Here is a 1,106-nt window from a genome sequence, read left to right as displayed (position 1 = left end):
ATAGCAATATAAACAAGAGAAAGTATAATAATCCGACCGTTTACCCCTTTTGTAATATTGTGAAGATATGCTAGACCACTAATTGATATAATGACAGTATAAGCAGAGCTAAAGACACGTGTACCCAAATTAAGAGAAGTGCTTAATTCAACCATTGACGCGATGGAAACAACAATGAAAATGACAATTCCAGAAATTGGAAGGCGAAGCATTTTGCTCCAATCATCGCGAGGTCTTTTCAGCCACTTCATATATTGGGCTATTATCATTGAAAAATAAAGATTACCGATGAGAAAAATCAAACTATAAACTGTCAGAGCGATAGCTGCTAAGGTTGCAGCATGCGCCATTAAAAAATCACTAACAGTAAGGATATTAGCTTCTTTTAATGACTGCGATTGTTGTAGGGTTTGTACGATATTTTCAGTGATTGTTTTTGCAATGAGAGGGGTGTCTGGACGGGATTTTACATAGAGTCCAATGAAGGTTACTATTAGAGCAATAAAGTTGGTTAAATGAAAAATAACGGATGATAATGGGTACCATATCAGTGTGTTTTCTTTTTGCGCTGGTCGTGCAAGTCCAAGAAGCCAAGAGGCATAAACAGCGGGAAGAAAAGATAACAACATAAGACCAAGAGCAATATAGATATTAGCGGTTACGACAAGAACAACAGTAGCACTTATTAAGGCAACAAAGCTGGCAAATGTTCCTTGACCGAACGCAACAATAAAAATTGGCAATGAGAGAAAGCAGCCAAGAAAAAGAGAAAAAGAGGGCGCGATATTTGCAACGCTGATGATGGCCATTCCTACTACAACAGCAAATAATCCCGCCAAAACGCCGGTTAATATCTTATAAGTACGATTTTTTTTCATTTATTGCTGTCCTGCTTTCTGCAGTTAGAGGTATATCAATACCCCAACTTTGATATTTTACAGCTTAATCTAATACACAATAAGCCATTTTTCTAAATCATACAAGAAAGGCAACTGGAGAGATTCTCCAGTTGCTAGAATGTATTATAGTTTACTTTATAACGTACGGAAGTAAGCCTAAAAAGCGAGCACGTTTGATAGCGTTAGCTAATTCACGCTGTCTTTTTT

Annotated in this window: 1 protein-coding gene and 1 pseudogene; both read right to left on the bottom strand. The window is 37.0% G+C overall.

Annotated features, from left to right (window positions below):
* The coding region (locus ACFIO3_RS13660; RefSeq protein ID WP_375704643.1) for a hypothetical protein at positions 1-878 on the bottom strand (878 nt) is incomplete at its 3' end.
* Positions 879-1,029: 151 nt separating this feature from the next.
* Positions 1,030-1,106: pseudogene (locus ACFIO3_RS13655) on the bottom strand (30S ribosomal protein S18); the annotation flags it as partial.

The sequence above is a fragment of the Bartonella sp. AD328YNZD genome, assembly GCF_042196425.1.
The sequence above is the reverse complement of the archived record's forward strand: the minus strand, read 5'-3'. Positions and strand labels throughout refer to the sequence as shown.